Here is a 4,214-nt window from a genome sequence, read left to right on the forward strand (position 1 = left end):
CCATTTAAGAAAAACATCAAGTGATAGTGAGGAACGACAGCCTCTGCTGTTTGCTCCCTCGCCCAAACATATCTGATTGCTGTTTTGCGAACCCTTTTCCCACTTGTAGCTTGGGACAGCTGATCCAGCACAAACAGTTTTTCAAGCTCCGCAAAGAATGCTTTCAGCACAGCGCCATGATAACGTGAACTACCTTCTGATAGCATTCTGGTAAACAAATTATCAGGGAAGCGAAGGTCAACTCTAAAAGCAAATACCCTAGAGTATTGAGCAAAAGCATGATTCATCACAGCAACAATTTTACTGAGGTTATCCTTATCGAAAGTATATCCATTTTTCTGGTAGTGGCGTTCAGCAGCCACTCGATATTCATTAAGATGATCAAACATATTAAACTCCATAGATAGAAGCATGGCCACATGCTGCGAATGTATGCCTACATTAGAATTTAGGTAGCAGTTTTCGAGTGTGCACTAGCACACTTTCATTGAAGATTTGAAACAGAACTATCAACATAGCGATATAATAGGTTATGGATTCCGGCATCCTGATGGTTATGAAAACTACATGTTTGTACTGCCGTTCTGCATACTGCGCATGCAGTGTTATTCGATGTTTACTTGCACTCTTTATTTATATATTACTATTACCGACACCAAAGCATTGAATGTTAAACCAACCAAATAACTCTGATCCCTGATAGGACAAGACTTCTAGCCTGAGCAACGAGCTAATTTATTTCAATTACTCGTCAGAAATTATCCCTATCGAAGATTTTTTTTCTCTTCAATCCATGACTCTATTTCAGAGCAAACCCAAGCAACAGATCTTGGGCCGATCTTAACTGATGCTGGAAATGTCCCGTCATTCATCTGACGGTAAACTGATGCCTTAGAGAGTGATGTCATTGCGATGACAACTTTCAATTTAAGTAGTTTCATGATGAGCTCCTTTGTCGTCCATAGGACGTGGTGCTCGTGTAAAAATATAGCGGAGAGCAAACGTAAACCCCATATCTCTTGATCACATTCCGTTACCCAAGAGAGCATTTAAAAGGCACAGGTCTACGTCTCATTAGCAGAGCTGAGGCACAAACTTGATGAACTAAGCTAAATAACTGCTCCGAATAGTGCTACACCTTCGCTGTTCCATAGCCATTCCTAGCTAAGGAAAGGAAACACGGTATCCATGAAGTATTTCACTCGAGCCAATAGGTTGGTAATTCCTCTACATTGGTGATTGCGTGTAATGGCTTCATGTAACTTGTGCCATGTATTCAACGTTAGCAATCCAGATATCATTACCCAACATTCACTAGGTGAAGACATTTCTTTGTGCTCCTCACAGAGGATCAAGTGGCCCAATTATTGGCACAGACACTCGATTACCTAGCGGTTGTATTTTGGCAACTCCAGTGCGCCTATCATTAACGTCCGACTCAAATCGTGAGTAACCCTCTACCAGACCATTGCGATGACTAAAGAGAGCCCATTAACTTGTCCGTTGATAGAGATTACATGCCATCCTCCCCGACACGGTAGGCCTTTACCACCTTCAGCGGAGCTGAATAAAGTAGCCTAGTGATGGGCAAAAGCACGGTAACAAGGTACTGATGCATGGAAAAATAAGCGATAGAAAGACATTGAAAATCACTCAAAAACAAGTTAAAAAACAACCAGAAAACAACATAAAACAACAATGAAATTACTTAGTAATGAGCTTGCTCTGGAGCTGATAAGGTTATGTCAACAATATATGATGAGAATGTTCTAGAAATAAAACCCACCATCTCTTTATCCAAAAGAGAAAGGGAGTTCGTTCTCAGACTATTAAATGAAGACGTTTCCTTACCTGTAACTGATGAGGAAATAATTAGTCATCTATCCAATAATATCAGCATCCTTACGAATAGGGCTAACTGTAACCTAGGCTCTCCCCTTATGCGTTTTGAGGGAGATGTAGCACCTCGAAAATCAATAATAGAAAGTATTAAATCTGAGTGTATAAGTGAAACAAACTTCAGCTGGATAGATACAAAAAATGATCGTTTGTGTAATTATGTATGGTCATACATACGCTCTTTAACTACATACCCCGTTGTGTCACCTTCGGCTATGGATGTCGGCGTCAGAATAGATGGTGTATTTGACATATCCAACAGCCTGCATATGTATAATATTTTGAATCTTGACCTTTCACCAACCAACAATGCCAGCAAAAAAAATTGTATCATCTCTTTTTTTGACATAATCAACACGACTAATGAAAAAAAAGTAATAGATGTTGCTATTTTAAAAAACAAATGGCAAATCGCAAGTCAAAAAAATGATGTGAAATTGTGGGTGGATAAATGCGATGATGAATGGGCATGGAGTTATTTGTTTGAAAATATAAAAACAGGAAGTAATAAACCTCCGATATGGTTCATCAACAGGGATAGTTCATCGACAATCAAAGATTGTATTATTACACTCTTTGACCTGCTAAATGAAATGCCACCAGCTAGAGAACTGATGCTTCGGAAAATGAAGTCGGCCTGGTCACAAAAATCTTTTCGAGACAAAAACAATGGAAAAAGAGCGGTGAGTGTTGTCTTACCAGAAAAGATAATTAGCATGCTAGACGACATTTGCATAAAAACTGACAGAAGAAAAAATGAAGTAATAATTAGACTGATACAAGAAGAATATGAACAATTTAAAAAAGGCGGACACTAGTCCGCCTTTTTATTTTAATTTTCTTACGAATTCAATAACATTGCTATGAATATTAGTTTTTTGCGGATCATTTGCCACCTCTAGTTCGACCAACTCGCCCCAACGTTGCCATAGCATTTTTTTCTTATCGTCATGTTGTGAACGATGATAGGTTCTAACCAATTTATTGAGTGGAAGGTGATTCAAACACAACTCGATTACTCTCTCTTCTGCGTCTAATCTCTCAGCCCAATTAGTTGCAGCACTACGTCGTAAATCATGTACGGTAAATGGTTCCATATCAGATAACGAACGAGAAATGAATCGCCTTAAAGCTCTGGTTATCGAGTCAACTAAAATTGGCTCTATTTCATCTGTTTTGGGGCGATCAGATTCGAATACGAAATCACCATTGGCATACTGCGCCTGCTCTTCAATGACTGATTTCGCCTGAGGGGAAATAAAGACAGTATGAGCTCTACCATTTTTTGTTTCAGGTATAGTCCATATATCATCTTTTATCTGTGAAAAACGCATATTAGCGACTTCGCTTCTACGACATCCGGTCAGTATCAATAGCTTGATCGCATTCGCCGCTGGCAGAGAAATAGTGGCATGGCGAGAAACACCACGCCCTCCGGCCGCCAAGCTACCACCACTCCCAAGATCCTCATCTATCGCCTTCCACAGCCTGCGCAATTCGGGAACTGTCAGCCATCGCTCTCTTGGCGAACCGGCACTGGCACCAAAGTCCTTTGGTCGCAACAGTCTCGCAGGGTTGGCCTCGATCAAACAGTGAACCACTGCATAATCCAACATCTGGTTCAGCGTTCCCAACCCTTTACGGGTTTCGTCTTTTGTTGCGCGCCTGGTTATCTCTAACGCTTGTGCCAAGTGGGCACGAGTCAGATCGATTAAGCGAATATTGCCCAGAGTCTTCTTGAGATGACGATTCCAACGCTCCTGATGGCATTGGAGGGTTTTGGGTTTGACGGCCTGAGCAACATGCTGTGCTTCGAGCCATCGTCCAAGCAACTCATCCATCGTCAGGGCTGTTTCATTTTTAGCCTTTTCTTGTGCCGCAAACTTGGTAGGATCAATGCCCCGCTTCACAAGCAGCACCGCTTTCCCATGCTCCTCTCTGGCTTTAGCCAGAGTCAGAGCAGGATAACTCCCCAGCAACAATTCGCCTTCACTACCACCAATCTTGAAGCGATATACAAAACGCTTGAGGCCACTTTCACGGATTTCTATTTTGAGCCCGCCACCATGCTTCGATTGAATCGCATAGCGTTTCACTTTAACCCCTTCGACTGGCTTGAGTGACGAGATCTCCAAGTCTTTACTTATCGCCATCCGTACCCCTCTCTGTACCCCTCCAGTGCAGTGCATTGGAGTGAGACTTTATGAAACAACTTGATACAGACATATTATGTAAACAACTGTTTTTAATCAAAAAAACATTTCATATAAAACCAACTGATTCTATATGAAACTAATAATTTCTGGACTCCTAAG

Annotated in this window: 4 protein-coding genes and 1 pseudogene; 1 reads left to right on the forward strand and 4 read right to left on the reverse strand. The window is 41.2% G+C overall.

Going from position 1 to position 4,214, the window contains the following annotated elements; translation table 11 throughout:
- The 3 genes and pseudogenes from OKB87_RS23435 to OKB87_RS23445 all read right to left on the reverse strand — a co-directional run.
- Positions 1-389, reverse strand: a 389-nt coding sequence (locus OKB87_RS23435; protein WP_270828621.1) for a YagK/YfjJ domain-containing protein, incomplete at its 3' end; no start/stop codon positions are given.
- Positions 390-764: 375 nt separating this feature from the next.
- Positions 765-941, reverse strand: a complete 177-nt coding sequence (locus tag OKB87_RS23440) for a helix-turn-helix transcriptional regulator (protein ID WP_270828622.1) — start codon at positions 939-941, stop codon at positions 765-767.
- 191 nt (positions 942-1,132) lie between these two features.
- Positions 1,133-1,271: pseudogene (locus tag OKB87_RS23445) on the reverse strand (IS630 family transposase); the annotation flags it as partial.
- A gap of 471 nt (positions 1,272-1,742) precedes the next feature.
- Here OKB87_RS23445 and OKB87_RS23450 point away from each other — a divergent pair.
- Complete coding sequence (locus tag OKB87_RS23450) at positions 1,743-2,717, forward strand: hypothetical protein (protein WP_270828623.1); 975 nt, start codon at positions 1,743-1,745, stop codon at positions 2,715-2,717.
- Positions 2,718-2,726: 9 nt separating this feature from the next.
- On the opposite strand, the gene OKB87_RS23455 is transcribed toward OKB87_RS23450, so the two are convergent.
- Complete coding sequence (locus OKB87_RS23455; RefSeq protein WP_270828624.1) at positions 2,727-4,052, reverse strand: tyrosine-type recombinase/integrase; 1,326 nt, start codon at positions 4,050-4,052, stop codon at positions 2,727-2,729.
- Between the last annotated feature and the right edge of the window lie 162 nt (positions 4,053-4,214).

The organism is Aeromonas sp. Y318-1, assembly GCF_027706125.1.
Taxonomy (GTDB): domain Bacteria; phylum Pseudomonadota; class Gammaproteobacteria; order Enterobacterales; family Aeromonadaceae; genus Aeromonas; species Aeromonas hydrophila.

What these genes read in the sequence shown, in the direction of transcription:
- OKB87_RS23455 (WP_270828624.1), bottom strand. Translation starts at nt 4,052, where the DNA reads ATGGCGATAAGTAAAGACTTGGAGATCTCGTCACTCAAGCCAGTCGAA.
- OKB87_RS23440 (WP_270828622.1), bottom strand. Translation starts at nt 941, where the DNA reads ATGAAACTACTTAAATTGAAAGTTGTCATCGCAATGACATCACTCTCT.
- OKB87_RS23450 (WP_270828623.1), top strand. Translation starts at nt 1,743, where the DNA reads ATGTCAACAATATATGATGAGAATGTTCTAGAAATAAAACCCACCATC.